The organism is Fictibacillus norfolkensis, assembly GCF_014836645.1.
Classification (GTDB): Bacteria; Bacillota; Bacilli; order Bacillales; family Fictibacillaceae; genus Fictibacillus; species Fictibacillus norfolkensis.
On the sequence record NZ_JACSQM010000003.1, the window covers coordinates 310,271 to 335,185 of the forward strand.

Here is a 24,915-nt window from a genome sequence, read left to right on the forward strand (position 1 = left end):
AAACCTAATCGTTTTAATTGTGCTTTCGACATTCGTATGCCACAATATCATCATTACTTGAAAAGTAATTGTTAAGGAGTGAACATACTTTGAAAATCATTTTAAATGAAGATACTGCAAATTTTGTGATCAATGACCTTCAAGCGTCTCAGAACGATTCCATCCGTTTTTTCGTTCGCCTTGGAGGATGCAGCACAGTACAAGACGGCTTTTCGTTAGGACTTACAAAAGATACACCTAAACATCCAGCTGCTGAAATTGTTGTAGAGAATCATACTTTTTTCATTGAGCAAGAAGATGAATGGTTCTTTGACGGAAATGATCTAACTGTTTCCATTAAGGATGGAGAAATCAAATACGATTTTAATGAGAACAAAAATTAGTATAAGAACTTTTGAAGTTCTTGAAATCTTCCTTCACTTTTCATGATCTCTACTTGCTTATCCCCGATAAGGTCAAAATGGGGGTAAGCATCTCGTTCATGAATCCACTCTTCTTTTAAACCGTAAGTTCTTCCCCACTCTGATAATTTTTTTCGATTGTTACAGCCTACTTTTGTTACACTCTTAGCTTTTGGAAATCGCGGATCATACCAAAAATGGGTTAGGAATGCGATGTGTCCTCCCTCAACTTCCTCTTTCCATCTCTTTAAGTCAGCACGTTTTATTCCGAATGCCATTATTCTGATGAGCTCATTTCTAGGTACGCTTCATGCCAATCAGGAAAATATTTCTTAATTGAGATTGGTCGAAAATTTTCTTTTTTCACACAAACATGAGTGGATTCGCCTGTAACACATAATTCGTTATCGTCGTTATAGATCTCATAATAATAAATAACCTTGATCCCTGAATATTCTTTTACGGCTGTTTTAATGTGAGCTTTTTGTCCATAAGTTAATGGTTTTTTATATGACGCTTGAATGTCTGTTACAGGAGAAAGTATCCCTTCTCTTTCCATGTCTGCATATTTAAACCCTAAATGTTCAATCAGCTTTGTTCTACCGATTTCAAACCATACCAGATAGTTTGCATGATAGACGACACCCATCTGATCTGTTTCTGCATATCTAACATCAACGCTGCTTTCAACAAATTTCATATTTCATCTGTTTCCCTTCGTGTTGTCTTTTCTTAACACTTTAGTAGAAAATGAAAAAAAAGACCAGCAATATGCCGGATTCTAAAGTAAGTTGTTGATCTCCTTTCCAGGATGCTCGCTTTCCGGGGGGCGTGCGGTGAGCCGCCTAGCGCTCCTGAACTTTTAGGTGTCTCACCTGTCCCGCTGATCCCACAAGAGTCTCGCACCTTACACTACAATCAACGTATCAATGATGTCTTAATAGTATTAATAACACTCTTTTAGAAATCAACCCTATATAAGAACTAATTATAGAGAAGCAAGTATAAAGGAAAAGGGCCTCGCATGCTTTTCACATGCGGTGCCCTTTTCAAATCTAGACAATCTTTTATTTACTTATTGAAGGTCGTTACCTTCTCTATAAGCTTTTTCTTCTTGAATCTCATTTTGAAACTGCTCAATGGATTCTTGTCTATGTTGATTCTTCTCTTTGATCTGCTCTTTTTGGCTTGCAGTTAATTCCGTGTTAGCCGCAGTCTGGTTAGCTTCTGACATGTTCTGTTCTGTGTTTTGAACCATTTGTTCTAATCGTTCAACATTGTTGCTTCGATCGTCTCGGTTTGGTTTGTTCATGATGATTCTCCTTTTTTTAAAAAGTTCGTACCATCATAGTCTGTACAAGTAACCGATCCAATTATTCTTTAGTTTTTTTGCAATAGAATAGGACTCATGTTTTGAACGCTGAATTGACAAAGGTCAGTGAGATATTTCCAATATTCTACTACACTGTCGTCTTCTATATTCTTCATGGTGATCTCTAGCCAAGCTAACTCTTCAGCTAACCTGATTGATGAACCGATCCAGTATTTTTTGTTTTTCACAGTAATCTGGAAGGGTTCTTCAAATCGAAAAGGAAGATAGAACCCTTCTGTGTTCGGATGCAGGATGATATGCTGATAAACGGTTCCTTTTGTAAGCTTGGCATAGAACAAAAATACCCCATCGTTCTTTGCTGCCGCTTTTTTTAACTTTTCAAGCGTTTCAACATTTCCTAGTTCCATTGTTGTAATTTCTTTATCCCAGTTCAACTCTTCACGAAAAGGAACTAGATGCCCCAATCTCTGCATTTCAATCTCTAACTGACGATATAAATAATCCTGATCATCTTTGTTATGTGATACAGGTAATGGTTTGACAGATGCCGTAATCAAACGTACCCCTCCTAATTCTTTCACTACATACACTTTTTCGACAAAATCTTTCGTATATGGGAGTCAAAAGAAAAAATTATGGAGAGATAATCTTTAGATAGTAAATGTTATTTCCCTTTAGGTGGTACATAATCTGCATGATCATGCGATTTATTAGCCATCTTTTTTCCATTATTGCTGTTACTCTCACGCGGCTGTGTGCCGATATGATTTGGAACGAAATCTTCAGGAAAGCGTTTTGGATTACTCAAAGGTCCTACCTCCTTTCGTCTTCTTTTTACTTTTCCATTAATTAAAACCATCTATTCATCAGTAAAATGGCAATTATTTTTTAATGTCTGATTATTTCGATTTTATCTTGGCTATATTGGTATTATCCTAATGAAGAGGTGTCAATGATGAGGAAAAACAGAAAAATGAACTTCAAAGAACTCGTGAGTGAGAACAAAAGGCAACTGCTGAAAGATGAGACTTACATTGAACAGCTTGAGATCAAACTTGACGAAAGACATATGAAAAAAGCATAAAAAAATCCTTTGCCTAAAACGAAATGGCAAAGGATTTTTTTATTTTTTTATTAGTTTTGAGTTTGAGAAGAATGTGCAAGCTTGTTACGAAGTACCATTGGAAGGATACCACCATGACGATAGTATTCAATTTCAACTTCGCTGTCAAAACGAGCTACAACTTCAAATGTTTTTTCAGTTCCATCTTCAAAAACAGCTGTAACTTGAACAAGATCACGCGGTTTAACCGTTTCATCAACGGAAACTGTGAATGATTCTTTTCCTGTAAGTCCAAACGTCTCAGCATTCTCACCATCTTTGAATTGAAGAGGCAGTACACCCATCAACACAAGGTTTGAACGATGGATACGCTCAAAGCTTTCAGCAAGTACAGTTTGAATACCTAGTAATGTAGTACCTTTTGCTGCCCAGTCACGAGAAGATCCCATACCGTAATCTTTTCCTGCGATTACCATAAGACCCGTACCGTTCTCTTTGTATTTCATCGCAGCATCATAGATGCTCATCACTTGGTTAGTTGGCCAGAAAGTAGTCCATCCACCTTCAGTACCAGGAGCAACAGCGTTACGAATACGAATATTCGCGAAAGTACCACGCATCATTACTTCATGGTTACCACGACGAGAACCGTAAGAGTTAAAGTCGCGTGGCTCTACACCGTTTTGAATCAAGTATCTGCCCGCAGGAGTATCTTTTCCGATCGCACCAGCTGGTGAAATGTGGTCAGTTGTAACAGAATCTCCAAATTTAGCGATAAGTTTAAGATCTTTAAGAGGTTGGATCTCTTTAAGTTCTGCAGAAAGCTCTTCAAAGAACGGAGGGTTTTGAATGTATGTTGATGATGTATCAAAACCATATAATTGGTCAGCTGAAGTCTTCAGTTCGTTCCAACGTTCGTTCTCATCAAATACTCGTTCGTATTCCTTCTTGAACAATTCTGGAGTAACTGCTTTCTTCATCGCTTCATTAATCTCTTCAGTTGAAGGCCAGATATCTTTAAAGTAAACTTCGTTGCCATCTTTGTCTGTTCCAAAAGAATCAGATTGAAGGTTGAAATCTACAGTTCCTGCTAGTGCATACGCTACTACTAACGGTGGAGAAGCTAAGTAGTTGGCTTTTACAAGCGGGTGGATACGTCCTTCAAAGTTTCTGTTACCTGAAAGTACTGAGGTTACAGTTAGATCGTTCTTAGAGATTGCATTTTCAACTTCAAGCGCCAAAGGACCTGAGTTACCGATACATGTTGTACAACCGTAACCAACAAGGTTGAACCCTAACTGATCCATATAGCTCATTAAGCCTGCTTCTTCTAAATAACGTGTAACAACTTTAGATCCTGGTGCTAAAGATGTTTTTACATAGCCAGGAACTTTTAAGCCTTTTTCAATCGCTTTCTTAGCAACTAATCCAGCACCTAACATTACATAAGGGTTAGACGTATTCGTACAGCTTGTAATTGCGGCGATCGCAACTGCACCAGTTTTCATCGTAGAAGTTTCGTTGTTCGGATGCTTCACGGTAACTTCTTTGTTGATCTCATCAGCTGTTAGCCCGAACCCTGCATTTCCTTGTGGAGCTACAAGCGCTTTATTGAAGCTGTCTTTCATTTGTGATAAAGGAATCAAATCTTGTGGGCGTTTTGGTCCAGACAAGTTTGACTCAATTTCAGAAAGGTTGATTTCAACAACGTCTGTGAATTCAGGATCAGCATCTCCTGCTGTGTAGAACAAACCGTTTGCTTTGCAATACGCTTCTACAAGCTGAATTTGATCTTCTGTTCTTCCTGTTAAGCGAAGGTAGTTTAAAGCTTCTTCATCAACTGGGAAGAAACCACAAGTCGCCCCATATTCAGGAGCCATATTTGAAACGGTCGCACGGTCTGCAAGCGGCATATCAGCAAGTCCAGGACCGAAGAACTCGACGAACTTCCCTACTACTTTCTTTTCACGCAATACTTGCGTTACTTTAAGTGCAAGGTCTGTTGCAGTCGTTCCGTTTGGAAGCGTTCCAGTTAATTTAACACCGATTACTTCTGGAACCGGGAAGTAAGAAGGCTGTCCTAACATGCCTGCTTCTGCTTCAATTCCACCAACACCCCAGCCTAATACTCCAAGACCATTGATCATTGTTGTATGAGAATCCGTACCTACTAATGAATCAGGGAAAGCAATAGTTTCACCTTCAGATTCGCTCGTAAGTACTACAGGCGCTAAGTACTCTAAGTTAACTTGGTGGACAATACCTGTCGCAGGAGGAACTGCACGGTAGTTGTCAAACGCAGATTGAGCCCAGCTCAAAAGTTTGTAACGTTCTTCATTTCGAGCAAATTCAAGGTTCATGTTGAAAGCAAGTGAATCTTGAGTACCCGCTTTATCAACTTGTACAGAATGGTCAACTACAAGATCAACTGGAATTTCCGGGTTGATCTGAGAAGGGTCTCCACCCATATCCTTCATGGCTTTACGGAGAGAAGCTAGATCAACAACAGCCGGTACTCCTGTAAAATCCTGAAGAATAACACGTGAAGGCTTAAAAGGAACATCGATATCTCTTAGATCACTCGTGCCCCACTTTGCAAGATTTTCAACGTGTTCTTTGTTGATTACTTTTCCATCAAATTGTCTTAATACAGATTCCAATAATACTTTTACAGAGTAGGGTAATTTTGATACGTTACCAATTCCCGCTTCTTCTAACGCTCCTAAACGGTAATAGCTATATTCCTTACCGTTCACATCAAAAGTAGAACGGGCATTAAATACATCATTTCTTTTCATGTTCCACTCTCTCCCTTCACTAATAATCATACACGATTATGAGAAAAATTGTCGAAAAAATGTGTTCAATTACAGAGTCATTTACACAAAATCTTTTTTTCCCTCTATTATCATACGTAAAACCCTTTCATAAGTAAAATAGTTAATGGTTATCAATCGACATAAGTTTTTCTTATGGTATAAATATCACCAGTTTCTAAGTGCTTGCATATAGTAAATTACGTAATACTTCTTTTTGTTTTCCCATAAGTACCACGCTTAAAAAGATCGGAGGGAAATGGGATGGAATGGTTAAAAAAACTAGCCGGTTTACTCGTGTTGATCGGAGCATTAAACTGGGGAGCAATCGGTCTTTTTGAATTTAATTTTGTGACAGAAATTCTTGGAAGCGCTACCACTGTTACAAAAGTTTTATACAGTTTGATCGGACTTTCTGGTGTTTGGCTGTTACTCAGTAAATATAAATCTTGAACGTAAAGAAGCACTCCTTTTTTTGGAGTGCTTCTTCTTTTTGATATTGCACAAACTAAAGTAACGGAGGTGACAAACAAATGGGAAGAAATAAAGCAAATCACTCGCGTCCTGGAATGAATGCAGCAAAAGCTCAAGGTAAGGGAGCTGGATATGAGACAGAATTCGGTAATGAGTCATTATCCTTACCTAATGAAAAGTTAAGTGAAGCTGAGCGTCAAAACAACAAGAAAACGAAGAAAAGACATTAAGGTTTTGGAAACTGACTATGAAGTTGTTGGAGCTCATTTAGAAAGCTTTCTAACTGCGGCTGTTGGTGTTCAGAAGCTGTTTCCAGTGCGTTCTGTATTTGTTGACAAGCCTTTTCGTTTTCAGTCATAAAATGGGCATAAATAACACCATATTCACTATTTGACGCGTCCAAAGTTTTTGAGATATCCATCACATGGTGATAACCTTGCTCAGCAGCTTGATATGCTTGTTGCTTGTTTTTATGATAGGGCATAATTACCATCCTTTGTTTTGATATACCTTTAACGTTCCAATATTATCTATAATTATTCAATAAATCTCTTTCAATTGTCGATTTAGGTGTCCATACAAAGACATCATTGACAAGTTGATTGGAGTGTAAGGTGTGAGACTCCTGAGGGATCAGCGGGACAGGTGAGACACCTAAGGGCGCATAGCGCCGAGGTGGCTCACCGCCCGCCCCCCGGAAAGCGAGCACCTGAAGCGGAAATCAACTGCTTTCAAGGCAAGATAAAATAGGAGGCTTATTATGGGAGAGCATAATGCGTTTAAAGATATCCGAAAGAACGCTCCTAAAGGAGAGAACCCTGGACAACCAGCTCCTATGAGTGGTTCTAAAAAAGTTAAGCAACGTAATCATACGGGACAGAATCGTGGAGAAGGCAGTTAATACAAATAAAAAATAGGGCTGACAGATTCTCTGTCAGTCCCTATTCTTAGTCGATAGACCGTATCGCCTCTTCAAGTGTTAATAGCTCTTCTTCGGAAATCGTTCTAAGATCCAGAAGGACTTCTTCACCTTTGATCCTCACGATTATGGGGATCCGATAGTTCCGAAAAGCTCTTGCTAGGTAATCTGCCCCTTTAAAGTGTTTAAGCCCTAAACAAAAAGTTTGCAACTTCACATCCGGCATCGTTCCTCCACCAACTTGAGAAAATTCTTCTAGAATTCGGATATTTAAAGAAGAATGATCTTCCACTTTTCTTTTTAGTTTCCATACGACTTCTCTGATTTCTTCAGGAGTTTTCAAAATATCTCTAACCGTAGGAATTTCTTTATATTCTTCATTCAAATAAGACTGCAACGTTTCGTTTAATGCAGCGATCGTAAATTTATCCACTCTTAAAACACGAGCTAGCTGATGTTTCTTTAATATGTCGATGATCTCCTTTTTTCCTGCAATAATTCCAGCCTGTGGGCCTCCTAAAAGTTTATCTCCGCTAAAAGAAACAACATCTATTCCATTGCTGATAACAGAGGAGATTAATGGTTCGTCACCTATTCCAACAGACTGAAAAGGATAGAGTGCACCACTTCCCAGATCTTCATAAACAATCAGTTCCGGGTGATTCTTTTTCAACTGCATCAACTCGCTAGAGGAAACTTCCTTTGTGAACCCGATCACCTTAAAATTACTTGTGTGAACCTTCATGATCATACCTGTTTGATCCGTTATCGCTCGTTCATAATCAAAAAAATGTGTTTTATTCGTAGTCCCAACTTCCCGCAACTCCGCTCCACTTTCTTCCATTATAGAAGAAACACGAAATGAGCCTCCGATCTCTACAAGTTCACCTCTTGAAACAATGACTTCTTTGTTTTTAGCTAGTCCTTTGAGAATTAAGTAAACGGCTGCAGCATTATTGTTCACGACCATGGCTGCTTCTGATCCCGTCACTTGTTTAATTAAATCCTCTGTCAGGTCATGTCTGGAGCCTCTTTTTCCTTCCTCCAAGTTATATTCTAAATTCGAATACATCCTTGCTGTTTCACTCATCCGCGCTACGCTTTTTTCACTGAGTCTAGAGCGACCAAGATTTGTATGTATAACGATCCCGCTAGCATTGATCAGTGAAAGGATCTGATCTGTAGCATGAGCTAATTTTGCCCTTGCTGAATTCAATACAAGTACTCTGATACCAGTTTTCAAGTCAATAGCATGGTGGTCGTTAAGAATAGTTTTCCGCCAATGTTTGATCGCATCTTGAACCGCTCGTGTTATTTCCTTTTCCGGTTTGCCACTCACTTCAGAACTGATATCTTTTACTATCTCATGCACGGCAGGTAGCTGCCTTAGTAGATCAGATTTTGACAAAATGAAGCTCCTCCTTAAGGGTATAACGATCCCTTAGGGAGGGCATCGTTTTTTAAGCCATTAATTTTTCTAAATGTTGTATGATCAGATCATGATCCGGAAATTCTCCGGTCTCTTTTTTTGAATAAATCTTTTCGCCATTGACGTTCACTTCAAACACGCCCCCAGAGCTAGGGATCAGTTCGAGAGATAAAATTTTAGAACGAAAATGGTTGAACAGGTCTTCCGCGAGACTCGCGGCTTTTGGTGCAAAGTTTCACATCATGCAGAATTCAATAGATACTTTCATTTTTCATCCTCCTTTTTTAAGACTATTTTAGTATATCCTTAGGCATTTCACAAAAATAATGTTTATACTAACAAAAGGAGGTGTCGTTTTATTATGACAAGTAAAGACAATGTTAAGCTTACTCACCTTTCCTCAAAAGGTGGTTGAGGCTGTAAAATTGGTCCAGAAGACCTGGCGCAAGTTTTGCGTCATCTACCAAAACGTGAAAATGATCCTAACCTTTTAGTTGGTTTAGATACCTCAGACGATGCTGGAGTCTATAAGTTAACGGATGACCTTGCTATGATCCAGACTGTCGACTTCTTTACACCAATAGTAGACGATCCATACATGTTCGGACAAATTGCGGCTGCCAATTCACTTAGTGATGTTTACGCGATGGGTGGACAGCCTACAACGGTAATGAATATAGTAGGTTTTCCGATCAACACTCTCGGTCACGATGTTCTTGCTGAAATCCTAAAGGGAGCAGCCGATAAAGTGAAGGAATCTGGTGCAGTGCTGGTTGGAGGACACTCGATCGATGATTCAGAGCCTAAGTTTGGCCTTTCTGTAACAGGACTTGTTCATCCATCAAAAGTATATAAAAATGTTGGTGCGAGACCTGGAGATGTTCTTGTGTTAACAAAACCAATCGGTGTGGGTATACAAACCACAGCGATAAAAAAAGACAAGCTTTCCGCCGAGCAGCTTCAACTAGTCAGCGAAACGATGGCAGCACTGAATAAGACTGCTGCTGAATGTTTAGAAGGTCTATCTCCAAACGCTGTCACAGATGTAACTGGATTTGGTCTTCTTGGTCATGCGACTGAGATGGCAAAAGGAACAGGAAATATTACGATCGTGATCGATTATGACCGAGTTCCACTTTTACCAGGCACATCAGAGCTTGCTCAAGAAGGAATTGTTCCTGGTGGTTCAAAAGCAAATCATCGTTGGATAAAAGATGATGTCCAATACGGAAACGACCTTTCCGAGTGGCAGCAATGGATTTTATGTGATGCTGTAACTTCTGGCGGTTTACTCGTAAGCCTTCCTGAAAGCGACGCTCTAGAATATGTGAAGAGACTTCACACTAATGGTATAAAGGACGCTAGCATCGTCGGGCGTGTTCTTGCATTCTCTGAAAAACCGATCAAAGCCAATTAAAACAAAAAACTCCGGGTTCGGAGTTTTTTTGCGTCCATTTTAAGATGAATGATTATAGATATCTGCATAGACCTTATCATCAAATTCTTCAGGTGTTCCGTCAAAAACGAGTTTTCCGTCCTTAAGCGCAATAATTCTTGTGGCAAATTTTTTAGCGAGAATGACGTCGTGCACGTTAATAATTGACACAAGATTTCTTTTCACATGAGTTTTTTTTAATAATTGAAAAATCCGATCAGCCGTTCCAGGATCCAAACTCGCAACAGGTTCGTCTCCTAAGAATACTTTCGGGTTTTGAACGAGTGCTCGAGCGATCGCCACTCTTTGTTTTTGCCCGCCGCTTAACTTCTCAACTCGTCTTGTTGGTTCAACCGTTAGCTCAACCTGATCAATTGCTTCTAGAGCTTGCAATCGATCACTGGATTTAAACAATCCTAACAAATTCTCATATGATTTTTTATATCCAAAGAGACCTGTTAAGATGTTTTGAACAACACTCATCCTCGGAATTAAGTTAAAATGCTGAAAGATCATTCCTGTTTTCCGGCGAACTTCTAACGTTTCTTTGTGAGTCATCTCACTTAACGTTTTATCTTCCCATTTCACATAACCTTCAGATACAGGCTGCAACCCGTTAATACATCTGATAAAAGTTGATTTTCCTGCACCGCTTCTTCCTAAGACACAAACAAACTCTCCCTTTTGGAAAGTAATATTAACATCTGCTAAAGCAGGTTCTTTAGCACCAGGATACGTGACAGATACACTCTTAAATTCAATCATGTTATCACCTAAATCACCTTTTCCCGAATTTTGCTGCCAATATAATCCACCATGATAACCATGATCATGATGAGTAGTACGTCAACCGAGACGAGTTGATACTGAAACGTTTTAAAATGAATAAACAATTGTTGACCGATTCCCCCTCCACCAATCAAACCTAAGATGAGCGAAGTACGAATAGCGACCTCAAATCGGTAGAAAAATTGAGACAGGACATTCGGCCATATTTGTGGCAATACTGCAAAAAGATTTCCGATCCATTTCTTTGCCCCAACTGCCAGCATCGCTTCCATCGGACCCTTGTCAGCCGACTCGATCAGCTCTGATATCAGCTTTCCTAATACTCCGATGTTATGAAATATGATGGCGATAACGGCAGGAAACGGGCCAGGTCCAAGCGTTGTTAAAAGAATTAAACCGAAAACAAATTCAGGTACTGATCGTAAAAAGCTAAGCAAGAAACGAGTCACGGAAAAGACAAAGCGATTTTTACTCGTATTTCGAGCCGCCATAAAGCTTAACGGAAGTGCGATAATCAGACCGAATAAACTCCCCAAAAATGCAATAGCAATCGTTAACAAACTTTCTTGAAACAGAAACGGCAGACTTTCTGTGTTCATCGGAAACCATTTCGACAGAAAGTCACCCATATTTTGAAAATCTCTAAACTTCGAAAGATCAAATTCTGTTAACTTCATGCTTCCTATCACGAGTATAGTTAAACATAATAGAATTAAAAACTGGCTCCTCTTAAACCAAACCATGGTTCCCCTCTATTCTTGAATGGTACCCTCTTTAATTGCTGCTTTTCGGATACTCTCGTAATCCTTGTTGTCTGCTTTCGTAAACCCAGTTGCACCAAAGGCATCTAGGATCTCTTTATCTTTAATATCTAAAAAGATCTGCTGAAGTTTCTTCGTCGTTTTCTCATCTGTACTTTTAGATACAGCCCAAGGATATTGGAACAATTTCTCTGACTTCCAGATCACTTTAAACTGATCTCCGTCAATAGCCCCTTCTTCGATCAATTTATCATAGATAGCGCTGTCGATCGCACCAACATCTACTTGTTTGTTTTGAACAGCAAGTGCGGTCGCATCATGTGATCCCGTAAACCTAACATTATTAAAATCACTATCAGATTCACTTCTATAGATGCCTTCATCTTTTAATTTGATACTAGGAATCAATGATCCTGAAGTTGAGGATGGGTCACCAAAAGCAAACTTAACATTCTTAACATCAGATGCCATATCTTCAAAACTTTCATACTTGCTGTCTTTATGCGTGATTAAATAAGAATAGTAGAACGGTTCACCTTTGATCAGTTGTGTTACGATCGCTTTCGCTCCACTCTCTTCATGAGCGACAACGTATGTAAGAGGTCCGAAATAAGCCATGTCGATTTTATCATAGTTCATCGCCTCAACTACACCGTTGTAATCCGGATAAGATGTGATCTTAACTTCGCGGTCCATTTTCTCACTAAGCACTTTCTGAAGCTTATCAAGCGCACCCTTCATCTCACCTTCTGTTTGTGCTGGGATTACCCCAATCGTAAAGACCTCATCTTTATTTGATTTTGAATTTTTCTTATCTTCATTATTCGTTCCGCAAGCTGATACGAATAGCATCATAGTCAGCAACAATAAACTAAGTTTTTTCATCATACTCTCTCCTTTTTTCTTATTAATCTTTATATAATTCCATATAAGAGTCTATCTCTTTCTTTATAGTGTGGTTCTCTTTAATGGATTGATACCCATGGTCACTTAGTTGGTTATACGTTTTATTATCAGACATCACTTTTTTTATAGAATGATATAGTTCTTCTTGAGATTGAAACAGCAATCCATTCATTCCATGCTGTATGATGCTAGCGTTTCCGACGTTATTCCTAGCGATTACAGGTTTTTTAAAACTCATCGCTTCTAACAGCGCTGTCGGCTGCCCTTCTGAGATCGATGTATTCAGTACAACATCTCCCCATTCATACAGCTTCTTCATTTGACCGAGTTCTACTTCGGGCAGATAATGCAGCCAATCATGCTTTTTTTCCGCCTTTTTCACACGTTCGAACTCTTCCTCATCTAAGTTTGCTCCTACTAGTAAAAAGCAGAGATCAGTGAATTCATCAGACAGCCTAATCAAGCTTTCTAAAGCAAAAAGAACATCTTTTACCGGACGAATTCCAGCTGGCAGTAACAATTTCGGATAGCCCTCCGGTAGAGTCAATGTTTGAAGCATATGGTCTGTGGCAGGTAAATAAATACTTTGGGGTATCACATGCACAGATTTATCACTTAGTGCATAATCTTTTACGAGCATTCGTTTAGCTTGTTGAGTAAAAACAGCGATAGCTTTTGCTTCACGCAGCATAGGAAGATATCTTCCTTCGTCTTCTATTAATGAGTGGTTAAGATCTGTTCCTCCAGAGGTAACGATATAAGGTTTATCCAACGTAACCTCATTTTTTTCTGCCCATTGAACGAATCTTGAAAAATGAAGGATGTGATACATATCCGCTTTTTCCATCCATTCAAGTAGAGTAGGATTAACACTTGATTCTTCATATGGAAATAAAGAAAACTCAACTTTCCGAGACAATCCATGTTCTAATCGTTTGGCCGTAGTAGAATTACCACGGTTTTGTTTATAATATGGAGTGAAAAAAACAACTCTCAATTATTGCACCCATTTCCTAACATTAGATTCTCGCGTTGTATACCCTAATGAATCCATACATTCCAAGATCGGTATTAAAAACTTTCTTGATGTATGAAGAACCGCCTTAGCATCCTGTACGGAAAAGGTTGAATCCGTATTGACTCTTAAATGTTCAACTGCTGAATCAAATGCCTTTTTACTCAACATCACTTCATCAAATAGCGTGACCACTTCATTGGTCTTAATCAAAAAATACTTAAACTCATGATAAAGAGGTTCTGGAAGTTGCTGAGCGTTATAGATGTTCGCTAGGTCATCCGGCTCAAGCTGTGCTTCTTCCAAGGTGTTCAGAACATTCGCCATCCTTTTTGCCCATTTTTCTGGATAATGTGGTTTAAAATGTGATAAATGAACAAATTGGTCCGTAATTGAAAAGTTTGAATCAGTTACCCATTTTTCAAGAAGCGAGTTAACTACCCTCGGATTTACTTCACTTTGGAAGGATTGAACAATTTCTGCCTTTGGTATACCTTGCCTTAAACTATACTCACTATGGAAGTTTTGAAGTTTGTTCATGATGCTGGATTTAATATGCTGTACTGTAGAATGAGAAACCAAATAATTCTGCATTCGTTCAACAGAACCTTCGCTTAATAGTTCGCCAAACGTTTGTTGAAGAATTTCCTCATCCATTCCGCTAGATCTCTTAAGTTCTAATTCTGTCATCGATCCTACTTTATTAAGCAAGTCTAAAACTCGCTCACCAGGAGTTCCTTTATGTTTACTTTTCAATCGTTCGATGGTCTCCGCTCCAAATCTATAAATAGATCCGTTCGGGTCGATAATTTCTCCTCCGCCAATCGTTTCCTCAGGAGTTGGTCTTCTTAAGATGAAACGATCACCTCGTTTTGTTACGACCTCTTGATCTAATCGAACTTGACAATATATTTGATCTTCATTGACATCAAGCTCATTTCGGTCAAATAGGACGAGTTTACCCATCACTTCAGACGTACCACTATAAAACTTCACAATCGAGCGCTGTTTCAATTTCCCTTGCCAACCTTCACCCGTTGATAACACGAGATCGATAGTGTTCGTGGTCGAGTAGACATTCGGTTCTACTAGAACATGACCTCTTTTCCAATCTGCTCTAGAACCTCCTGAAAGGTTTAGCGCTGCTCTTTGTCCCGCTCTAGCGGAATGAACCTCTTGTTTGTGCACTTGAAGTTTTCGAATCTTCACTTTATCATTCCCAGGCTGAATAAGAAGTTCATTACCTTCCTGTACCTCACCTTCATAGACCGTACCTCTTACAACAGTACCTTGTCCTTTTACGGTAAATATGTGATCGATCGGCATGCGGAATGCGCCTTGTGAAGATTTAACAGGTGTGTCTCTTAAGAGGTTAATGATCTCATTTTTTAATTTCTCTATTCCTGCAGAAGAAACACTGTCTACAAAATGTATTTGAAAATGTTCAAAAACCGATGAGTTTGTAAGTTCTAAAATGTCTTCTTCAACTAACAACCTCATCTCTTCATCAATCATATCTGACTTTGTAACTACGATTATTCCCTTTTCAATGCCCAAGTAGGAAAGAATTTCAAAGTGTTCTCTCGTTTGAGGCATCACACCTTCATCTCCCGCGATCACAAGGAGCACTAGATCGATTCCCGCCACACCAGCGATCATCTGACGAATCAGCTTTTCATGACCCGGTACATCTACAATAGAGGTATGCAGATCTTTTGTTAACGGAAAAGGCGCAAACCCTGGTTCGATCGTGATCTTGCGGGCTTTTTCTTCCTTTAGTGTATCTGTATCAATCCCACTCAAAGCTTTTGTTAGCGTCGTTTTTCCGTGATCAATGTGTCCGGCCATTCCAATCGTATAATATTTTATCGTCATCGTTTAACCACCTATATGTACATACTCTTCTACACTTTATGAAAAGGAGATGTAAAAAACAAGGATAACGCTTTATTCATTGTTGAAAAATAGCGAAGTTTGCCTGTTCTATATTATTTCCCAGATCGCCATAAACGGATGTATATTTATTCATAACTGTATACCCACAGGTTATCCACAGAACAAGTTATCCACACTTGTCCACAGGGCGGACTGTTATAGTTGTTAAAATGAACTGTTATAGCGTTAAACTGTTATAGTTGGATATTCTCCCTGTTACAGTCACTCTCCACCACCATTCGACAAATCTACTCTCCCCTATCGTAAGGAATAAGGCTCAAGTCTTGTCCTACTAGGGTAAAATGCTGTATAATGCAATAGCGAGCTAAGGAAATTATATGGGGTCAGATGCGTAGCTGGTGCTTGCCTGGGTCTTCAAAACCTTTTGGGAGGCGCGTGCCGTCTCCGGTGGGTTCGATTCCCACATGGTCCCGCCAAAAAATTTATACATATGAGGTGGACGCATTGTCTGGATGGTTCATCACTTTTATCGTGTTATGGTCCGTTTTTTTATTTACCATGTTTGCAATCGGCGGATATTTTATGTTCCGCAAATTCTTAAAACGATTACCTAAAGAAGATGGAAAATCAATTTTAGATTGGCAAGAACATTACATCAACCAAACTATTCATCTATGGACAGATGATCAGAAGAAACTTTTAAACGAATTAGTAGCCCCGGTTCCTGAACTCTTCAGAGACGTAGCGAAGGAAAAGATCGCGGGTAAGATCGGCGAATTAGCATTACAAGAAAAGGCAAGTTCAATGTCTCAAGACTTAATCATTCGCGGCTATATTATCGCAACACCAAAAAGAGATCATAAATGGCTGATAAAGACTTTAAAAAAGAAGAACATCGATATCAAGCCTTATCATTCTTTACTCGCATAAAGAACCCCCTGAATCATGAAATTCAGGGGGTGTTTTTTGTTATTCACCTTTACATTGCGATCTCGTTTTTCTTTTTATTGAACAAAACGAGCATGGCAAGTCTCCATGGCAGAATCATGCCAAACGCAACAATAAAGAATAACGAACTTGTTTCAAAAATAGATATCGTAGAACCAATATACCATTTTAAAGCTAAGCGGATGGCAAACAATCCGATAATGATAAAGATAAAGGCTTTCGATCGAACCAAGTATACATGATCACCTTTAATTTCGAATTTACTAGTCATGATAAGAAATATTGAAAACATGATACCAACTAAGAACGCCTCCCCTGCTTCCGTCCATGTGATATGAAAAGCAGGAATCACAAACTGAAGAAAGCCTGTGCTCATCGCTAACGGGGGTATGATGATCTTTTTTGTGGTAACCGGTTCCCTTGTTTCTTTCATTCGGAAATTAAAAATAATCACTGCCATAATGATAGCAAAACATGTACTCGCAATAAAAAACACAGTTAGTTCCCTTCCCCTACTTCTTTCTCGATCTTATCTTCTGCAATTGAGAGGATAATGGTCATCGTAACACCGATTACAGTCAAATATACACCTAAGTCAAAAAGCATCGCTGTAGCAAGCTCTGTTTTCCCTAACAACGGGAGTTGAAAATATCCAAAACTGTGACTCAAAAACGGAACACCCAAAACAAAGGAACCTGCACCAGTGAGAATGGCGATCAATAAACCAACTGCTATCATGTACGTAAAGTTTATCGGCAATATTCTATGTACAGGTTGTAATCCGTAGGAAACATAGAGAAGAAGAAATGCTCCCGCTCCCATCAATCCTCCGATAAATCCTCCACCTGGAGCATTATGCCCTGAAAAAAGCATGTTTATTGAAAAAGCTAGAATAACAAAAACAATGATATTTGTTGTTGTTTTTAAGATAAGGTCATTCGATCGTGAATGCATGATGTATTTCCCCTTTTCATTTTACTCTTAAAAACCTTTGAATCCTCCAAACACACGGTTTGTTAGAAATGACGTTAATTGTGTCAGCCAATCAAAGTATAGCAGGATTCCCATAACGACCATTAGAGTCCCCCCTACCAACATAAACTGACGGTTGAACTTTTTTATTACCTTTAGTTTATCCAAAAAGAAGCTTAAAACAAAGAAAGGAACAGCAAATCCTAAAACATAAGCGACCATATACGTCATAGATGCTGCTGGATTTGATACTCCAAGCGCGATAACGCCTGCTAGAATCGGACCCATACAAGGTGTCCACCCTGCAGCAAAACCAATGCCGATTAACACGGAACCCAGATATCCGGTAGGACGGGATTGAAACCTGACTTTCTTATCCTTCATCAGAAATGCAGGAGATATGAACCCCATCACAACAAGACCGAAAAAGATAATTACAATAGCTCCGATTTGCCTTAACAATGTTTGATATTGTACGAATAGATCACCGATCATCGTAGTAGATAGACCAAGGAAAAGAAAGATGATCGAAAAACCTATCAAGAAAAATGTAGTATGTAAAAGCGCCGTTTTTCTAAGCATGGCATTTTCCTCTTTAAGTTCCTGAACAGAGATCCCGGTTATGTAAGATAGAAAAGCAGGGTACAACGGTAAACAGCAAGGTGAAATAAAGGAGAGCAAGCCAGCTCCAAAAGCAAGCAGAATATTAAGATCGGTCATTTTTTTAGTAAGCTCCTTTTTACAATTCTCTCTCTATCTTAAAGGGAATATCCATTTTGTTCAAACATAAAGAAAGACAGCTTTAAAAAAGCTGTCAGATATTATTATGGTTTCTGTAGATACTCTTCAAGGGTAATTCCCTGCTCGTGGATTTTTTTAGCATGATCCACACCAACATACCGAAGATGCCAAGGTTCATACTGATATCCAGTTATCTCTTCTTTTCCTTTAAGATATCTGATGATGAATCCATACTTATGTGCATTTTCAGCGAGCCATTTTCCTTCTTTTGTCTCACCAAAGGCTTCTACAAGTTCAAAGTTCACTTCTTGAGAAGTAACGTCCATAGACAATCCAGTCTGATGCTCACTCTGACCGGGTCTGGAACTCGTTTTGTTAGCTACTTCTTCCCCTTTTTGCTCCGCGTTAAAGGCAAAGATGGATACTTGTGTATCATATGAGCGATAACCTGATTGAGCTAACAGCTCCAAGCCATCTTCTTGGGCTGCCTTAAACAATACTTCTAAAGAAAGTGCAGCTTCTTTCCTAAGTTTTTTCTTAGGCAGATCCTCTTTAAACGGGAATGGAACATTAGGTGTAACTAAATCTTTCGGTTCATAATCACCTGGTAGGTTTCTTTCCTTGTTTGCAACAATTAAAAGATCGTCTAAATTCTGTACGACCGCTTTTCCGTCACCGGATGCTGTTACCGTCTCTTCTAACCACGGCAGATCACTCTCTGCTGAAGGTTGTTCATCAGGAGTTTCATTTTTGTTTTCATCATTTGATTTTGGTGTAGTCCGCTCGTTCGAAATCTGTTTTTCGTTCTCTTCAGAGCTCTCTTCATTAAAGGCAGCATTCCATTTCTTTTCTGCCCAATCAACTGGCTTACATGCTGAAAGGACAACCATGCTACCGATCAACATTGATGGTAATACATATTTCTTCAAAGCATTCTCATCCTTTTATTCAGTTTGTCTGTACGTGTATGCTATCTTATAATAAAATAATTTGCAAATAAGTCAATCCTTAAAACACATGTTCATATTTTCGAAAAATTATAGTAAAAAATAGGGGCATTTTCGAATGGAGATTTCGAATAACAATTTTTTGTGAACCTTGCATGAAAAAAACTCTAGTTTTTTCTATGTTATTTTACGGTACGTGTTTTTTATATTTATTACGTGTTCACCGGTAAATAGATTATTTTCACTTGTAATCGCTTTAGTTTTCACCTATAAAACGGAACGTGCACCGCTAAGACGCGCATAACCACCCGAGATTACACCGCGATCACCTGAAGGCTCTACTCACGCAGTACAAAACGGCATTAAGAAAGACAGCTCTATATGACGAAGAGCTGTCTATTCGTACGTATATCATTTCGTTAATTAACCCACATCGTTCATAGAATCTTTTCCATGTTGTAAAAGGAACATCTTATGATACAACCCTCGCTGTCGCAATAGTTCTTGGTGAGTGCCTCTTTCGACAATTTCACCTTTATGCAACACGAGAATGAGTTCGGCGTCTTGTATTGTAGATAATCGATGTGCGATAGCAATGGTCGTTCTGCCGCTGCGCATTTTATGAAGAGCTTCTTGAATCTCTTCCTCCGTCTCTGTATCAATGTTGGCCGTCGCTTCGTCGAGTATTAAGATTTTCGGGGAAAAAGCCATCGTGCGTGCAAAAGAAATCAGCTGTCTTTGCCCACTTGAAAATGTGGCTCCTCTTTCTCCTAACTCTGTTTTGTAACCCTCCGGCAATCTCTCAATAAACGGTGCCGCCTGAACAAACCTAGCCGCATTTACTACATCCTCGTCTGTTATCGTCTGATCATACAATCTTACGTTTTGCATAATGTCTCCTACAAATAAGAAAGGATCTTGCAAAACGAGCCCCATCTTTGTTCTCAACTCTTTGTTTTCAAAGTTGGATAAAGGAACATCATCGATTAAAATCTTACCTTTATTCACTTCATAAAAACGCATGAGCAGATTGATGATCGAGCTCTTACCACTCCCGGTATGACCGACGAGTGCCACTGTTTGACCAGGCTCTGCAGTGAAAGAGATTTCTTTTAGAACCTCCTGTTCTCCATCGTAAGAAAAGGAAACGTCTTTAAATTCGATCTTTCCTCTTGAAATCGAAGGCGTCTCATCCCCTTTTTTAACAGGAGCAAATTCTCCTTCATCCATGACTGTAAATACTCGTCCTGCAGAAACAATAGCTTGCTGAAAGATAGAAAGGCGCATCATCATCATGTTAACCGGTTCAAAAAAGCGATCTAAATAATTGATAAAAGCATAGATCACACCGATTTCAACGGGTGAATTAAAAGATTTAATGCCAAAAAAGGATAGAATCATCAACAATGCAAGCATATAGACAAGGTCAACGGCAGGTCTTAGCAACAAACCGTTGTATTTTATATTTCTGATCTGTGCGTCGTTATGTTCTTGATTTATTTTTGCAAACTCTTTTCTAAGCCTCTTCTGCTGATTGAACACTTGTACGATCGACATCCCTTGAAGAGATTCGTTCAATTTAGCGTTCAACTGGCTAAGTTTCTCTCTCATGTCATAAAACGACCTTGAACTGTATTTACGGTATAACCACATGATCAAAACGATGAACGGAAGAATTCCTAAACAGAATAAGGCAAGTTTCACATTCAAATAGAACATGAAGCCAAAGATTCCAAATAAAAATACAATATTTTGAACAAACGTTGAGAGTACACTTACATAAAGATCTTTCACTGCTTCTGTGTCGTTCGTAATTCTTGATACTAAACTTCCAACTGGTGTACGATCAAAGAATTTTAATCCTAGTGAATGTACCTTTGAAAACACTTGAATGCGAAGCGTTTGAATAATATCTAGAGCGACCGATTGAAACAGAACAAATTGTACGTAATTTACGACAGCTGAGATTACGATTAATCCAATATATCCAGAAGCGAGTATCACTAAAGCTCTCTGTTCAAAATTACGAGGTGTAACAAAATCGTCGATGAACGTTTTAACAAGAATAGGACCCGTAAGTTCAGCTGCAGTCGCAACTAATAACAATAAGAAAGCAAATGCCAAACGCTTCTTGTGTGGTTTAGTATAAGACATGAGTCTTTTGAAAACTGACCACTGCTTCATTTGCTGCAACTCATCAAGGGTTGGTTCTTTTTCGGTGCTCATTTGATTACACCTCCTTGCGAAATCAGTGTTTCCAATGCTTGTTTTTCATATGTTTCTTTGTACCATCCATCCTCATCCAATAAACTGAAATGAGTACCCCGTTGTACGATTGTTCCGTTCTCCAAAACGATGATTAGATCACAATGCGCGATCGATGATAGGCGATGTGCTGTTATGATCGTCGTTTGATTCTGGCGTTTACGCTTCAATTGCTGAAGGATGGATTCTTCTGTTTTTGCATCAACAGCAGAAAGGGAATCGTCTAAAATTAAAATTTCTGGGTTCTTAATCAATGCTCTTGCAATAGAGATCCTTTGTTTTTGTCCCCCTGAAAGTGTAACGCCCCTCTCCCCCACTACTGTTTCATAACCGTATTTGAACTGCGATATATCCTTATGAATAGAAGCGAGTTCTGCCGCTTCTTTTATTTCTATAAAAGGAGATTCAACTTTTGAGAACGCTATATTTTCCGCAATAGTTGCCGAAAATAAAAAATGGTCTTGAGGTACATAGCCGATCGAATTTCGTAACGCATGCAATTGGTATTCACAGATATCGTGATCATCTATAATAATGTCGTCTGATTTTAATTGAAATTCACGCAGCAATAGCTTGCATAGTGTGGTTTTGCCGCTGCCTGTCTTTCCGACGACCCCAAGAGTCTGACCGCGTTTTAAAGTGAAATGGATATCACTTAAAACAGGAGTACCCGTACTATAAGAAAATTGCTCTAATTGGAATGAGATATCACCTTTGGGACTGTTTTCGATTGAACCACTGTCTTCAATCTCCTCTTTTACAGCAAGAAGTGACTCTACACGATCATAAGAAGCTCTTCCTCGCTCTACGATATTAAACAGCCAGCCAAATGCAAGCATCGGCCAAATGAGTAATCCGAGGTAGCTCGTAAATGAAACCAGTTCGCCTATTGTGAGTTCGTTCTGCGTTACGAGAATCGAGCCATAACCAACCGCTAAGAAAAAGGAGAAACCAATGATCAGGGATATCGTTGGATCGAACAAAGAATCAACACGCGCAACAGCCATATTCTTTTTTACAGCATCTTTTGATAGGTTGGAAAAGCTGTCGATATCATCTCTTTCTTGACCGAAAGCTTTTATCACCCTCGTTCCAGAGATACTTTCTTGCACCTTATCGTTTAGTGTCGAGAACGCTTCTTGTGCACTATGAAACCTTTTATGCAGCATCGTCCCATATTTGTTCGTTGCCCAAGCCATGATAGGTAGAGGCAGAAGACTGACAAGTGTCAGTTTCCAACTGATCGTAGTAGCCATTGCGATCAACGTGAAACCGCCCATCATCAAGGAATCTACTAGAGTCAAAACACCATCCCCTGCAGTTTGTTGAATGGCTTGCAGATCGTTTGTAGAATGAGCCATCAAATCTCCAACACGTCTCTTATGGTAGAATTCTTGTGATTTTTTAGTAAAATGTTCGTATAGCCTATTTCTTAGTAACATAGCCAATTTAACCGCTGAACCGAATATCAAGATTCTCCAGATATAACGTAGAACATAGATGCCAATCGCAATACCGATTAAAACAGCAGCATATCTCCATAATATCTCTTCGGTTATCGTACCTTCCTCAATATGATCAACAATGAGCCCGACCACTTTTGGAGGTACTAATAACCCTAATGATACGAATGCCAGCATCACGATTCCGCCTAAATATCGCCACTTTTCTTGTTTAAAATACCACATCAATTGCAGAAAAACCCTCAACGCTCGTTCCCCCTTGTTTGCATATCAAAACAATTATAGTTTACCAATATATGAAAATTCAGAAAAGGAAAAGTTTCACAAAAAAAAGACCCTATAGTGAGAGGTCTTTTTATCACGGTGATAATTGTTAACTAAATAGATGATCTAATTGGTTCTTTACTTGTGAATAGATATCACTATAGGAATGACTAGTCAGTTTAATGCACTTACTGTCATATTGTTTTTGAGCGTAATCGTACTTTGGATCATAATAGTTTTCAAGTAAGAGGGAAACTACTTTTTCGTAGTTTAAAGAAATAAGGTTTTCTTGCATATCCACCATGATTGATGAAGGTATCCTTTTTGAAAGCTTATTGACTGCTTCCACGATCTCATCTTTATGCAAAAGCGGTTCGTACACATTACAGATATATCGAACTCTCAAGTGAAAAGGTAACTCCACATGAATGCGGACACCACTGTACTTTCCTTCTAAAAGAAAATCGGGTACGACTGCTCTTCCAATTCGTTTACTCTCTGATTCTATAATAAATGATGAAGAATCCTCCAACTTTTTAAGCCTTTCATAAAGTCTTGATTCAAATTCCTTTTGGGAAGTAGGGTGTTCTCCAATATTTCCAAAAATCGAACCTTTATGACCTGCCATTTCTTCAAGGTTTAAGACTGGATATCCTTCTTCTTGTAACTGCTTTAATAGTTTTGTCTTCATCGTACCGGTATGACCTTCAATCACGATAATCTTTCTTGGTTCATCAACCATCTTTTTTAGAGTAGATTCAATTTTCTTTCGATACGACCGTATACCACCATGGAGCTGTAAAGTACCCATCCCCATCATGTTCATCGTTTCTGCAATACTTTTTGAACGAAACCCACCACGTGCGCAATAGATGACCACTTGTTTTTCTGGCTGTTCTTTACTTTTTGAATGTATCTTTTTATATATGTTCGGAAGTTTGGGTGCAACAATTTGCAGTCCACGCTCCATCGCAGCTTCTTTACTATCCTGTTTGTAGAGCGTACCTATCTCTGCTCTTTCCTCATTGGAAAAAATACTAACATTGTACGCACTAGGGATATGATACTCTTCAAATTCTTTCGGAGATCTTACATCAAAGAGCAAATAATGCTTGGCATCTATCTCATCTATGGTAATCGTCTTAACGTTGTTCACTACTATCATTCCTTTGTTGATGCATATTGCTAGCTTAAGGTAGAACGAAAACAAGCACCCGATTCTATATCAGGGTGCTTGTCCAACACTTACTTCATCTGTTTGTTCATAGCCTGCATCATTTGATTGATCTTTTTCTGACTTGGTTTCTGACCCATCTGCATCATCATCACACGCAACATATTTTCATTAATCGGTGGATTTTTTTGTAAATAACTCATCATATACTTGCGGGCAATAAAAAATCCGATCGCAACACCTGCAATCAGTGAGAGTGCACACACAAGGATTATCATACCAGTACTCATTGTTAAAACTTCCTCCTTCATGTTGTCTAGAACTAGTTTACTACAAGTTTACCTACACATACAAGATTGAAAGAGAATTAAGTGGCATAGACCATGTTCAATTTAAAGGGTGAGAGCCACCCGAATTTTCTTTCGCCATAGTCCATCGCAAGAAAATAAGCTTCATATTGACGCAACGCCTCAAAAATAACCGTTTCTGCTTCAAAGTTACCAATACTATATAGATGGATATATCGGTCAGTGAGTTCTATTCTCACGATGCTATCTTTGCAAGTTAAAGAATAGGTTTCTCCTTCTGATCGCCATTCCTGTTTATCATTTAATTGATTCCAGAAGTGTTTTTCTAGCTGCGAAACAGATAACAGAGAGGTTATGTAGCTGATCTGCTTTTGTAGGATGGTTTTAGAAATGCCAATTGAGCGCTGTTCTTCAAAAAACAACTGAAACAGCTTATTTTCCTTGCCATAATAGGAATGAGCAACTTCTTTTGTGATTAGATAAATATAAAATTCTCTCATAAACAAGCTCCTCTCCGAACATTTTCTAAAAGTATATACAATGTACGGAAAAAAGCTTGTCTAAAAAGGTGTGCAAAATACTACTACTTTTGTCGA

Annotated in this window: 29 protein-coding genes, 1 tRNA gene and 1 pseudogene; 8 read left to right on the forward strand and 23 right to left on the reverse strand. The window is 38.9% G+C overall.

Annotation, left to right across the window (positions count from 1 at the left end):
* Window positions 1-89: 89 nt before the first annotated feature.
* Window positions 90-383, forward strand: a complete 294-nt coding sequence (locus H9648_RS08830) for a HesB/YadR/YfhF family protein (RefSeq protein ID WP_191753528.1) — start codon at window positions 90-92, stop codon at window positions 381-383.
* Here the strand turns inward: H9648_RS08830 and H9648_RS08835 are convergent.
* The 5 genes from H9648_RS08835 to H9648_RS08855 all read right to left on the reverse strand — a co-directional run bounded on the left by H9648_RS08835 (window position 380) and on the right by H9648_RS08855 (window position 2,542).
* Window positions 380-679 (reverse strand): hypothetical protein, encoded by a 300-nt coding sequence (locus tag H9648_RS08835; RefSeq protein ID WP_191753529.1) that lies wholly within the window; start codon window positions 677-679, stop codon window positions 380-382. The two genes, H9648_RS08830 and H9648_RS08835, sit on opposite strands and share 4 nt — an antisense overlap.
* On the reverse strand, window positions 679-1,101 hold the full coding sequence (locus H9648_RS08840) for an acyl-CoA thioesterase (protein ID WP_191753530.1): 423 nt from the start codon (window positions 1,099-1,101) through the stop codon (window positions 679-681). The genes H9648_RS08835 and H9648_RS08840 overlap by 1 nt, the downstream gene beginning before the upstream one ends.
* Before the next feature lie 375 nt (window positions 1,102-1,476).
* Window positions 1,477-1,713, reverse strand: a complete 237-nt coding sequence (gene tlp / locus H9648_RS08845) for a small acid-soluble spore protein Tlp (protein ID WP_191753531.1) — start codon at window positions 1,711-1,713, stop codon at window positions 1,477-1,479.
* 68 nt (window positions 1,714-1,781) lie between these two features.
* The gene (locus H9648_RS08850; protein ID WP_191753532.1) at window positions 1,782-2,291 is read right to left on the reverse strand and encodes a hypothetical protein; all 510 of its coding nucleotides are present in this window, start codon (window positions 2,289-2,291) and stop codon (window positions 1,782-1,784) included.
* A gap of 107 nt (window positions 2,292-2,398) precedes the next feature.
* Window positions 2,399-2,542, reverse strand: a complete 144-nt coding sequence (locus H9648_RS08855) for an acid-soluble spore protein N (protein WP_066241162.1) — start codon at window positions 2,540-2,542, stop codon at window positions 2,399-2,401.
* A 144-nt stretch (window positions 2,543-2,686) separates the two neighbouring features.
* On the opposite strand from H9648_RS08855, the gene H9648_RS08860 reads away from it, so the two are divergent.
* Window positions 2,687-2,818: an FbpB family small basic protein gene (locus H9648_RS08860; protein ID WP_318243506.1), complete on the forward strand. Its 132-nt coding sequence runs from the start codon at window positions 2,687-2,689 to the stop codon at window positions 2,816-2,818.
* Between the two features lie 50 nt (window positions 2,819-2,868).
* Here the strand turns inward: H9648_RS08860 and acnA are convergent, their stop codons facing one another.
* Entirely contained in the window at window positions 2,869-5,595 is a 2,727-nt protein-coding gene (gene acnA, locus H9648_RS08865; protein ID WP_191753533.1) for an aconitate hydratase AcnA, read from the reverse strand.
* A gap of 282 nt (window positions 5,596-5,877) precedes the next feature.
* Here acnA and H9648_RS08870 point away from each other — a divergent pair, with 282 nt between their 5' ends.
* Together H9648_RS08870 and sspO are read left to right on the forward strand one after the other, a co-directional pair.
* A complete protein-coding gene (locus H9648_RS08870) occupies window positions 5,878-6,066 on the forward strand; it encodes a DUF378 domain-containing protein (protein ID WP_191753534.1) in 189 nt (62 codons plus the stop codon).
* 80 nt (window positions 6,067-6,146) lie between these two features.
* The gene (sspO, locus tag H9648_RS08875) at window positions 6,147-6,317 is read left to right on the forward strand and encodes a small acid-soluble spore protein SspO (protein ID WP_191753535.1); all 171 of its coding nucleotides are present in this window, start codon (window positions 6,147-6,149) and stop codon (window positions 6,315-6,317) included.
* Here sspO and H9648_RS08880 read toward each other — a convergent pair.
* Complete coding sequence (locus tag H9648_RS08880) at window positions 6,314-6,571, reverse strand: hypothetical protein (protein ID WP_191753536.1); 258 nt, start codon at window positions 6,569-6,571, stop codon at window positions 6,314-6,316. The two genes, sspO and H9648_RS08880, sit on opposite strands and share 4 nt — an antisense overlap.
* Window positions 6,572-6,847: 276 nt before the next feature.
* Between H9648_RS08880 and H9648_RS08885 the strand changes: the two genes are divergently transcribed.
* Complete coding sequence (locus H9648_RS08885; RefSeq protein WP_191753537.1) at window positions 6,848-6,988, forward strand: small acid-soluble spore protein P; 141 nt, start codon at window positions 6,848-6,850, stop codon at window positions 6,986-6,988.
* A gap of 46 nt (window positions 6,989-7,034) precedes the next feature.
* Here H9648_RS08885 and selA read toward each other — a convergent pair whose 3' ends face one another.
* A complete protein-coding gene (gene selA, locus H9648_RS08890) occupies window positions 7,035-8,414 on the reverse strand; it encodes an L-seryl-tRNA(Sec) selenium transferase (protein WP_191753538.1) in 1,380 nt (459 codons plus the stop codon).
* A gap of 52 nt (window positions 8,415-8,466) precedes the next feature.
* Window positions 8,467-8,655, reverse strand: a pseudogene (locus H9648_RS08895) (Rdx family protein); the annotation flags it as partial.
* A gap of 141 nt (window positions 8,656-8,796) precedes the next feature.
* On the opposite strand from H9648_RS08895, the gene selD reads away from it, so the two are divergent.
* The gene (gene selD, locus H9648_RS08900) at window positions 8,797-9,852 is read left to right on the forward strand and encodes a selenide, water dikinase SelD (protein ID WP_191753539.1); all 1,056 of its coding nucleotides are present in this window, start codon (window positions 8,797-8,799) and stop codon (window positions 9,850-9,852) included.
* A 39-nt stretch (window positions 9,853-9,891) separates the two neighbouring features.
* Here selD and phnC read toward each other — a convergent pair whose 3' ends face one another.
* From phnC to selB, 5 genes are read right to left on the reverse strand one after another with little or no spacing between them, the layout of a single operon-like run.
* Window positions 9,892-10,635 (reverse strand): phosphonate ABC transporter ATP-binding protein, encoded by a 744-nt coding sequence (gene phnC, locus H9648_RS08905; protein WP_191753540.1) that lies wholly within the window; start codon window positions 10,633-10,635, stop codon window positions 9,892-9,894.
* Between the two features lie 8 nt (window positions 10,636-10,643).
* Window positions 10,644-11,402, reverse strand: a complete 759-nt coding sequence (gene phnE, locus H9648_RS08910) for a phosphonate ABC transporter, permease protein PhnE (protein ID WP_191753541.1) — start codon at window positions 11,400-11,402, stop codon at window positions 10,644-10,646.
* A gap of 9 nt (window positions 11,403-11,411) precedes the next feature.
* Window positions 11,412-12,305, reverse strand: a complete 894-nt coding sequence (phnD, locus tag H9648_RS08915) for a phosphate/phosphite/phosphonate ABC transporter substrate-binding protein (RefSeq protein WP_191753733.1) — start codon at window positions 12,303-12,305, stop codon at window positions 11,412-11,414.
* 22 nt (window positions 12,306-12,327) lie between these two features.
* Window positions 12,328-13,323 (reverse strand): glycosyltransferase, encoded by a 996-nt coding sequence (locus H9648_RS08920; protein ID WP_191753542.1) that lies wholly within the window; start codon window positions 13,321-13,323, stop codon window positions 12,328-12,330.
* Window positions 13,324-15,216 (reverse strand): selenocysteine-specific translation elongation factor, encoded by a 1,893-nt coding sequence (selB, locus tag H9648_RS08925; protein WP_191753543.1) that lies wholly within the window; start codon window positions 15,214-15,216, stop codon window positions 13,324-13,326.
* A gap of 400 nt (window positions 15,217-15,616) precedes the next feature.
* On the opposite strand from selB, the gene H9648_RS08930 reads away from it, so the two are divergent.
* Together H9648_RS08930 and H9648_RS08935 are read left to right on the forward strand one after the other, a co-directional pair.
* A tRNA-Sec gene (locus tag H9648_RS08930) sits at window positions 15,617-15,713 on the forward strand.
* Between the two features lie 28 nt (window positions 15,714-15,741).
* Window positions 15,742-16,167 (forward strand): DUF2621 domain-containing protein, encoded by a 426-nt coding sequence (locus tag H9648_RS08935; protein ID WP_191753544.1) that lies wholly within the window; start codon window positions 15,742-15,744, stop codon window positions 16,165-16,167.
* A 49-nt stretch (window positions 16,168-16,216) separates the two neighbouring features.
* Here the strand turns inward: H9648_RS08935 and H9648_RS08940 are convergent, their stop codons facing one another.
* From H9648_RS08940 to sirA, 9 genes are all read right to left on the reverse strand, one after another.
* Window positions 16,217-16,681: a CcdC family protein gene (locus H9648_RS08940; protein ID WP_191753545.1), complete on the reverse strand. Its 465-nt coding sequence runs from the start codon at window positions 16,679-16,681 to the stop codon at window positions 16,217-16,219.
* Window positions 16,682-16,683: 2 nt separating this feature from the next.
* Window positions 16,684-17,142: a Na(+)/H(+) antiporter subunit B gene (locus tag H9648_RS08945; RefSeq protein ID WP_191753734.1), complete on the reverse strand. Its 459-nt coding sequence runs from the start codon at window positions 17,140-17,142 to the stop codon at window positions 16,684-16,686.
* 24 nt (window positions 17,143-17,166) lie between these two features.
* Window positions 17,167-17,877 (reverse strand): cytochrome c biogenesis CcdA family protein, encoded by a 711-nt coding sequence (locus H9648_RS08950; RefSeq protein ID WP_191753546.1) that lies wholly within the window; start codon window positions 17,875-17,877, stop codon window positions 17,167-17,169.
* A gap of 104 nt (window positions 17,878-17,981) precedes the next feature.
* A complete protein-coding gene (locus H9648_RS08955) occupies window positions 17,982-18,827 on the reverse strand; it encodes a M15 family metallopeptidase (RefSeq protein ID WP_225218811.1) in 846 nt (281 codons plus the stop codon).
* Between the two features lie 441 nt (window positions 18,828-19,268).
* Window positions 19,269-21,071: an ABC transporter ATP-binding protein gene (locus H9648_RS08960; RefSeq protein ID WP_404825667.1), complete on the reverse strand. Its 1,803-nt coding sequence runs from the start codon at window positions 21,069-21,071 to the stop codon at window positions 19,269-19,271.
* Window positions 21,068-22,819 carry an ABC transporter transmembrane domain-containing protein gene (locus H9648_RS08965; RefSeq protein ID WP_191753547.1) on the reverse strand — a complete coding sequence of 584 codons (1,752 nt, stop codon included), beginning with the start codon at window positions 22,817-22,819 and terminating at the stop codon, window positions 21,068-21,070. Before H9648_RS08965 ends, H9648_RS08960 begins: the two co-directional genes overlap by 4 nt.
* A gap of 127 nt (window positions 22,820-22,946) precedes the next feature.
* On the reverse strand, window positions 22,947-23,993 hold the full coding sequence (gene mnmH / locus H9648_RS08970; RefSeq protein ID WP_191753548.1) for a tRNA 2-selenouridine(34) synthase MnmH: 1,047 nt from the start codon (window positions 23,991-23,993) through the stop codon (window positions 22,947-22,949).
* An 89-nt stretch (window positions 23,994-24,082) separates the two neighbouring features.
* On the reverse strand, window positions 24,083-24,301 hold the full coding sequence (locus H9648_RS08975; protein WP_137789584.1) for a YneF family protein: 219 nt from the start codon (window positions 24,299-24,301) through the stop codon (window positions 24,083-24,085).
* 77 nt (window positions 24,302-24,378) lie between these two features.
* Entirely contained in the window at window positions 24,379-24,819 is a 441-nt protein-coding gene (gene sirA / locus H9648_RS08980) for a sporulation inhibitor of replication protein SirA (RefSeq protein ID WP_191753549.1), read from the reverse strand.
* Between the last annotated feature and the right edge of the window lie 96 nt (window positions 24,820-24,915).

Excerpts from the sequence above, each read along its gene's own strand:
- H9648_RS08860 (WP_318243506.1), top strand. The coding sequence starts at position 2,687 with ATGATGAGGAAAAACAGAAAAATGAACTTCAAAGAACTCGTGAGTGAG.
- H9648_RS08960 (WP_404825667.1), bottom strand. The coding sequence starts at position 21,071 with ATGAGCACCGAAAAAGAACCAACCCTTGATGAGTTGCAGCAAATGAAG.
- selB (WP_191753543.1), bottom strand. The coding sequence starts at position 15,216 with ATGACGATAAAATATTATACGATTGGAATGGCCGGACACATTGATCAC.
- sirA (WP_191753549.1), bottom strand. The coding sequence starts at position 24,819 with ATGAGAGAATTTTATATTTATCTAATCACAAAAGAAGTTGCTCATTCC.
- phnC (WP_191753540.1), bottom strand. The coding sequence starts at position 10,635 with ATGATTGAATTTAAGAGTGTATCTGTCACGTATCCTGGTGCTAAAGAA.
- H9648_RS08870 (WP_191753534.1), top strand. The coding sequence starts at position 5,878 with ATGGAATGGTTAAAAAAACTAGCCGGTTTACTCGTGTTGATCGGAGCA.
- phnD (WP_191753733.1), bottom strand. The coding sequence starts at position 12,305 with ATGAAAAAACTTAGTTTATTGTTGCTGACTATGATGCTATTCGTATCA.
- acnA (WP_191753533.1), bottom strand. The coding sequence starts at position 5,595 with ATGAAAAGAAATGATGTATTTAATGCCCGTTCTACTTTTGATGTGAAC.
- H9648_RS08835 (WP_191753529.1), bottom strand. The coding sequence starts at position 679 with ATGGCATTCGGAATAAAACGTGCTGACTTAAAGAGATGGAAAGAGGAA.
- H9648_RS08950 (WP_191753546.1), bottom strand. The coding sequence starts at position 17,877 with ATGACCGATCTTAATATTCTGCTTGCTTTTGGAGCTGGCTTGCTCTCC.
- H9648_RS08840 (WP_191753530.1), bottom strand. The coding sequence starts at position 1,101 with ATGAAATTTGTTGAAAGCAGCGTTGATGTTAGATATGCAGAAACAGAT.
- H9648_RS08885 (WP_191753537.1), top strand. The coding sequence starts at position 6,848 with ATGGGAGAGCATAATGCGTTTAAAGATATCCGAAAGAACGCTCCTAAA.
- tlp (WP_191753531.1), bottom strand. The coding sequence starts at position 1,713 with ATGAACAAACCAAACCGAGACGATCGAAGCAACAATGTTGAACGATTA.
- phnE (WP_191753541.1), bottom strand. The coding sequence starts at position 11,402 with ATGGTTTGGTTTAAGAGGAGCCAGTTTTTAATTCTATTATGTTTAACT.
- H9648_RS08975 (WP_137789584.1), bottom strand. The coding sequence starts at position 24,301 with ATGAGTACTGGTATGATAATCCTTGTGTGTGCACTCTCACTGATTGCA.
- sspO (WP_191753535.1), top strand. The coding sequence starts at position 6,147 with ATGGGAAGAAATAAAGCAAATCACTCGCGTCCTGGAATGAATGCAGCA.
- H9648_RS08880 (WP_191753536.1), bottom strand. The coding sequence starts at position 6,571 with ATGCCCTATCATAAAAACAAGCAACAAGCATATCAAGCTGCTGAGCAA.